Raw genomic sequence first — 6,179 nt, 5'->3', positions numbered from 1 at the left:
TGGCGGCGGTGATCGCCGCCGCGCGGGCACGCGGTGCGTTGCCGCTTGCCGGTGCATGGGCCGCGTCGGCAGGGATGCTGTATCCGCTCGCGGCCGAGGCGATGACGCCCGCTGCGATGCCGGCGACCGGCGGTAACTGCGCCTCGCCGGCGCTGGCGGCGCGCCTCGCGGCCTTGCCAGTCGGCATGACCATGGCCCCGATCGACGCCGGCGCATGGCTGATCGCCGCAACCCCGCAGCGGCTGGTTGCAGCCCCCTATCATCGCGGCGGTGTGGGCAATCTGGCGATGTTCGGCTTCTATCTCGGCAGCCCCGTTCAAGCAGCCCGGATCGTCCGCTCCTGGCGCGTCGACTATGTCGTCAGCTGCGCCGCCATGCCCGGCCGCGACCGTTCAGCAACCACCGCCTCTGCCCTCGCCCATGGCCCGCTGCCCGGCTGGCGCACGGTGGCGGCGCTGCCCGACGGCGCACGCATCGACGCACCCGATCACAGCTTGTCCCGAGCCCCCTCGCCCCGCTAGAACTGTTGCGATGCAGGGGGATGATGATCGGCCGCTGGGTTGGTGGCAGACGCGGTGGTTCGTGGCGGCGATGGCGCTTGCCGCGATTGTGCCGCTGCTGTGGCAGACCATCCCGCCGCTGGTCGACTATCCCGGTCATGTCGGGCGATATCGGATCCTCGACGAGGCCGGCACACCGCCGCTCGCCGCGCATTGGGCGGTGCATTGGTCGCTGATCGGCAATCTCGGCGTCGATCTGCTCGTACTGGCGCTGCACCCGCTGCTCGACGTCGAGCCGGCCGCGCGGCTGATCGTGACGCTGATCCCGCCGCTCACCGTACTGGCGATGCTGTGGATCGCGCGCGAGGCGCATGGCCGTCTGCCCGCGAGCGCCGGGCTGGCGCTGCCCCTCGCCTTCGGCTTTCCGTTTCAACTCGGCTTCATCAATTTCTGCCTGGCGCAGGCGATGGCGCTGGCCGGGTTGGCGCTGTGGCTGCGGCTGGCGCGCACGCGGCCGGCGGCGTGGCGGATCGCGCTGTTCGCGCCGATCGCCGCGGTCACTTGGCTGGCGCACAGCTTTGGCTGGGCGATGCTGGGGCTGTTCGTCCTTGCCGCCGAATGGCAGCTGGCGCGCGCAGACGGCCTGGGCGTCTGGCGCGCAGGGCGACATGCGGCGCTGTTCTGCCTGCCGATGGCGCTGCCGCTGGCAGCGCGGCTCGCGGGCGGACAGCGGGCGGGCGATACCGGCGACTGGTTCAATCTCCTCGCCAAGGCGCAATGGGTCGTTTCGTTGCTGCGTGACCATTGGCAATGGTGGGACCTGGCGGGCGTCGCGCTGATCGCCTGTACGCTATGGGCGGCGATCCGCTCGCCGCGGCTGCGGTTCGTGCCAGTACTCGGCGTGCCCGCGCTGGCAGGCATCGCCGCGTTCCTGTGCCTGCCCCGGCTCGCCGATGGCGGTGCCTATGTCGACATGAGGATGCTGCCGGCCAGCGTCGCGCTGGCGCTGCTGGCGGTCGAGGTGCGTCCCGACAGCGACCGGCTGGAGCGGCGACTGGCGCTCACAGCGTCCGCTTTCGTCGCCGCCCGCACCGTCGCGACCACCTTGTCGTTCCTGCTCTACGCTCAGGATCAGGCGATGGTGCTGCGCGCGCTTCCCTCGCTGCCCCAGGGCAGCGGCACGCTGGTCCTCGTCGATCAGCCTGGCGCGCCATGGTCGCCTTCGCGGCTGGCGCATATCGCCGGTATCGCCACCGCCCGGCGTCGGGTGTTCACCAACGAGCAATGGGCGATCCCCGGCCAGCAGCCGATCCGCCCCCTGCATCCCTCCGCCGCCCCGCTCGATCGCGATCCGTCGCAGCTCGTCTATCCGGAGGACGCCAGCTACCGCACCACCGATCTCGACGCGGCGATCGCGCGTTTCGATCGCTGCACCTTCTCGCGCGTCTGGACGATCGGGTTTCCGGTCGGGCGGGTCTCGGCACCCGACCTCCGGCCGATCTGGGCCGATCCGCGCAGCGCGGTCTACGCCGTTCGCGCGCCCTTGCCCGATGCTTGCCGTGCCGCGGTCCACCGGGATAGGCCGGCGACATGACGCCGACGTCCTCCGAACCCCGCCGCTGGTGGCAGACCCGCTGGTTCGTGCTGGCGGCGGCGCTGGTGGCGACGGTGCCGCTGCTGTGGCCGACGATCCCGCCGCTGGTCGACCTGCCGGGCCATATGGGACGCTACCGGGTCCAGCTTGCCATCGCCACCTATCCCGAGCTGGCCGGCTGGTACGATTTTCACTGGCAGCTGATCGGCAATCTCGGCATCGACCTGCTGGTCATCCCGCTCGCCAAGCTGGTCGGGCTGGAGCTCGCGGTGAAGCTGATCGTCCTCTGCATCCCGGCACTGACCGTCGCCGGCTTGCTCGGCATCGCGCGCGAGGTGCATGGCCGCATCCCCGCCACCGCGCTGTTCGCGCTGCCGCTGGCGTACAGCTACCCCTTCCAGTTCGGGTTCGTGAACTTCGCGCTGTCGATGGGCATCGCCCTCAACCTGTTCGCGCTATGGCTGCGGCTGGCGCGCACCGGGCATCTGCGCCTGCGCGCGGCGCTGTTCGTGCCGCTGTCGTGCCTGTTGTGGGTGTGCCACACCTTTGGCTGGGGGGTGCTGGGCGTGCTGGGCTTCTCGGCGGAGATGTTCCGCCAGCACGACCTGCGCAAGGATGGCAGGAGCGGCCACTGGCTGGAAAGCTGGCTGCGCGCCGGGCTGAACTGCCTCCCGCTCGCGCCCCCGCTCGTGCTGATGGCACTGTGGCGCTCGGGCGAGCACGTCACCGGCCAGACCCTCGACTGGTTCGACTGGAACAAGAAATACTGGTGGGTGTCGATGATCCTGCGCGACCGCTGGCGGGTGTTCGACGTGGTCTCGGCCGGGTTGCTGTTCCTGATCCTGTTCATGGGCTGGCGCGACAAGCGGCTGGAATATTCACGCAGCCTGGGGCTGTCGGCGCTGTTCCTGCTCGCGGTGTTCATCCTGTTGCCGCGCGTGGTGTTCGGCAGCGCCTATGCCGACATGCGCCTCGCCCCGTTCATGGTCGCGGTCGCGGTGATCGCGGTGCGCCCGCGCCCCTGGCTGCCGGCGCGCAGCATCGCGCGGTTTGCGGCGCTGGGGTTGGCCTTCTACGGCGTGCGGCTGGCGGCGACGACGTGGAGCTACGCGCTCTACGCCGCCAGCTACGACCGGGTGCTGACCGCGCTCGACCACCTGCCGGTCCATGCCCGCGTGGTCAGCTTTGTCGGGCGGCATTGCTATGACGACTGGGCCTATACGCGGCTGGAGCACATCCCGGCGCTGCTGCTGGAGCGCAAGCTCGCCTATACCAACGACCAATGGTCGATGGCGGGGGCGCAGCTGCTGACCACCCGCTACACCGCCGCCGACGGCTATGCCCATGATCCGTCGCAGATCGTCACCGACCTGTATTGCCGCGGCGAATGGTGGCGGCCGGTGCGGATGGCGCTGGCCGACTTTCCCCGCGACGCGTTCGATTACGTCTGGATGCTCAATCCGCCGCCCTATGAGCCGGGGATGGTCAGCGGCCTGACGCCGGTCTGGCGCAGCGGCCGCGACGTGCTGTTCCGCGTCGACGATCGCACCCAGCCCAAGCGGATCACCTCCGCCGACTATGGCGTGTTTCCCAGGGGCCTCTACCCGCGGCGGAAGGGCGTCAGCTCGGCCAGATAGTCGCGGCTCTCCGCCACCGCCTCGCTCTCGCGGACCAGGAAGTCGGCGATGGCATAGCGGAAGTTGCGCTCGGGAATGAAGTGCGCCGACCAGGTCGCGACCGGCTCATAGCCGCGCGCCAGCTTGTGCTCGCCCTGCGCGCCTGCCTCCACCGTCGCCAGCCCGCGCGCGATCGCCGCGTCGATCGCCTGGTAATAGCATAATTCGAAATGGAGGAACGGCACGTCCTCGGTCGCGCCCCAATAGCGGCCGTACAGCGTGTCCGCCCCGATCAGGTTGAGCGCCCCCGCAATCGGCCTGCCGTCACGCTCGGCGACAATCAGCAGCACCCGGTCGCCCAGCGCCTGACCCAGCAGCGGGAAGAAACGGCGGGTGAGATAGGGCTGCCCCCATTTGCGGCGGCCGGTATCCTGGTAGAAGGTCCAGAACGCGTCCCAATAGGCGGGCGTGATCGCCGCGCCGGTCAGGTGGCGGATCGTCAGGCCCTCGACGGCGGCGGCGCGCTCCTTGCGGATCGCCTTGCGCTTGCGGCTGGCCAGCGTGTCGAGAAAGTCGTCGAAGCGCGCAAAGCCGCCGTTGCGCCAATGGAACTGGGTACCCTGGCGGATCAGCCATCCCGCCGCCTCGAACACCGGCAGCTGGTCGGGATCGACAAAGGTCGCGTGGGCGGACGACATCTCGTTCTGGGTCGTCACCGCTTCTAGTCCGGCGATCAGCGCGGGTGCCTGCGACGGGTCGCGCAGCAGCAGCCGCGGCCCCGGCACCGGCGAGAAGGGCGCGGCGACCTGAAGCTTGGGGTAATAGGCACCGCCGGCACGCTGCCACGCGTCCGCCCAGGCGTGATCGAAGACATATTCGCCTTGGCTATGGCTCTTCACATAGGCGGGCGCGACCGCGGCGACCGCACCGTCGCTGCCGTCGATGACGATCGGCAACGGCTGCCACCCGGAGCGACCGCCGACGCTGCCCGACACTTCCAGCGCGGCGAGGAAGGCGTGGCCGACGAACGGGTTGCCGTCGCCGGCGCAGGCGTCCCACTGGTCGGCGGGAATCGACGAAACGCCATTGGCGATACGGGCGGTGATGCTGGTCACGTCAGCGCCAGATAGGCGTCGGCGCGCCGCCCCGCCAGTTCAGGCGAGCGCGACGATCGCATCGACCTCCACCGCCGCGCCCAGCGGCAGCGCCGCGACGCCGACCGCGGCGCGCGCGTGGCGGCCCGCCTCCCCAAACAGCGCCACCATCAGGTCGGACGCGCCGTTGGCGACCTTGGGCTGATCGGTGAAGTCCGGCGTCGAATTGACGAACACCCCCAGCTTGACGATGCGTGCGACCCGCGACAGGTCGCCGCCCAGCGCCGCCTTGACCTGCGCCACGACCATCAGCGCGCAGGCGCGCGCCGCCTCCTGCCCCTCTTCCAGGCTGGTGTCCTCGCCCAGCCGGCCGGTGACGACCGCGCCGCCCTGGAACGGCAGCTGGCCGGAGACGTGGAGCAGCCCGCCCGCCTCGACGACCGGGACATAGGAGGCGACCGGCGCGGCCGCCTGCGGCAGGGTCAGGCCCAGCTCCTCCAGCCGGCGATCGATCTGGGTGGTCACGAAACGGTCTCCTCGGCTGGGGCGGGAACGCCCGCGGCAAAGCGGTCGGCGATCCAGGCCTGCGCGGCCCGCCAGTCGTCGATGCGGGCGTGGGCGGCGGGCGCGGTCGGCACGGTTGGGGCCAGCTCGGGTTCGGCGACCATGTGCAGCCGGTACACCTCCGGCGCATGACGCGCGACCGAGTCGTGGTGAATGGCGAGGTCGTCGACGAACACCGTCACTGACGCGCCATATTCCGCGACCAGCGCCGCCACCGGCTCCCCCTTGCCGCCATGGTTGCATTCAACCCGGTGACGGATGCCGAACCGCGCCAGCTGCTCGATCCGCGGCTGGCGGCAGTGATCGCCGAGGTTGGTCAGGATGACGATATCGGCGGTCTCGGCCAGCGCCGCCAGCGCGTCCGCCGCGTGCGGGGCGAGCGTCTGGCGATGCATCTCGTCCGGGAAGAACCCGTCGAGCAGCCCCCACATCTCCTCCTGGGTCAGCGGGTCAGGCCTGATCCCGTCCTTACCGCGACGCCTGATGCGCCGCTCGAAGTCACCATGGGCGATGCTGAAATCCATGTCGCGCGCCTCGTCCAGCCAGACGCCGAAGTGGCGGACCATGTGCAGCAGCACCTCGTCGCAATCGGTGATCAGCAGCGGCCGGCTCATCGCTCCAGCTCCCCACGTGCTGCGACCAGCGTAGCGGGTGCCATCCCCAGCGCATCGGCGCAGGCGACCAGATCCGGCTCGTGGCTCTCCAGGAACGCCAACGCCGCCGCCAGCACCGCCGGCTCAGCCGCGCGCGCACGCAGCTCGGCGGGATCGAGCCCGGTCAGCGCCAGCAGCCGCTCGGCGCGGGCGGGCTC

6 protein-coding genes and 1 pseudogene are annotated in these 6,179 nt (G+C 70.6%); 3 read left to right on the top strand and 4 right to left on the bottom strand.

All coding sequences use genetic code 11. The features are described from left to right. The 3 genes and pseudogenes from HUU96_RS09660 to HUU96_RS09650 form a co-directional block, all read left to right on the top strand. Positions 1-521, top strand: a pseudogene (locus HUU96_RS09660) (hypothetical protein); the annotation flags it as partial. A gap of 10 nt (positions 522-531) precedes the next feature. Then, complete coding sequence (locus HUU96_RS09655) at positions 532-2,094, top strand: hypothetical protein (protein ID WP_174292607.1); 1,563 nt, start codon at positions 532-534, stop codon at positions 2,092-2,094. Further along, positions 2,091-3,731, top strand: coding sequence for a hypothetical protein (locus HUU96_RS09650; protein ID WP_174292606.1), 1,641 nt, complete (start codon positions 2,091-2,093; stop codon positions 3,729-3,731). The genes HUU96_RS09655 and HUU96_RS09650 overlap by 4 nt, the downstream gene beginning before the upstream one ends. Here the strand turns inward: HUU96_RS09650 and HUU96_RS09645 are convergent. The 4 genes from HUU96_RS09645 to HUU96_RS09630 form a co-directional block, all read right to left on the bottom strand. Continuing rightward, complete coding sequence (locus HUU96_RS09645; protein ID WP_174292605.1) at positions 3,695-4,825, bottom strand: GNAT family N-acetyltransferase; 1,131 nt, start codon at positions 4,823-4,825, stop codon at positions 3,695-3,697. The genes HUU96_RS09650 and HUU96_RS09645 overlap by 37 nt on opposite strands. A gap of 39 nt (positions 4,826-4,864) precedes the next feature. Further along, positions 4,865-5,329, bottom strand: a complete 465-nt coding sequence (locus tag HUU96_RS09640) for a RidA family protein (protein WP_174292604.1) — start codon at positions 5,327-5,329, stop codon at positions 4,865-4,867. Continuing rightward, positions 5,326-5,982: an HAD family hydrolase gene (locus HUU96_RS09635; protein WP_174292603.1), complete on the bottom strand. Its 657-nt coding sequence runs from the start codon at positions 5,980-5,982 to the stop codon at positions 5,326-5,328. The genes HUU96_RS09640 and HUU96_RS09635 overlap by 4 nt, the downstream gene beginning before the upstream one ends. Beyond that, positions 5,979-6,179: DUF3572 family protein (locus tag HUU96_RS09630; RefSeq protein ID WP_174292602.1), on the bottom strand; the 201-nt coding region annotated here is incomplete at its 5' end. The genes HUU96_RS09630 and HUU96_RS09635, both read right to left, overlap by 4 nt.

This window comes from Sphingomonas bacterium, from assembly GCF_903644135.1.
Lineage (GTDB): Bacteria > Pseudomonadota > Alphaproteobacteria > Sphingomonadales > Sphingomonadaceae > Sphingomonas.
Note: the sequence above shows the minus strand (reverse complement) of the source record. Positions and strands in the feature narration are given on the sequence as shown.